Raw genomic sequence first — 274 nt, forward strand, 5'->3', positions numbered from 1 at the left:
TGAACCCGTTTCCGACGAATTTCTGAAGCAAACAATGGGCCAAACCGGTTCCACCAAAATCGGACCGTCTCATGGCTGACGTCGATCCCTCGTTCGTGGAGTAAATCCTCTACGTTTCGAAGTGAGAGAGGAAATCGGACATAGAGCATCACCGCTAGGCGAATAATCTCAGGACTGGTTTTGAAGTAGCGAAAAGGAGAGCGTTTTGTCATACTCCGAAGCTACGAAACGATCCTACTCTTCACAACAGGGTTTCTTCTGACACCACCCTCCG

The 274-nt window shown here is 49.3% G+C and carries 1 pseudogene; it reads right to left on the reverse strand.

The features are described 5' to 3' along the window. Positions 1-212, reverse strand: a pseudogene (locus AB9F26_RS22500) (IS6 family transposase); the annotation flags it as partial. Positions 213-274 lie beyond the last annotated feature (62 nt).

Origin of the sequence: Falsihalocynthiibacter sp. BN13B15 (assembly GCF_041205415.1) — a bacterium.
Taxonomy (GTDB): Bacteria; Pseudomonadota; Alphaproteobacteria; order Rhodobacterales; family Rhodobacteraceae; genus Falsihalocynthiibacter; species Falsihalocynthiibacter arcticus.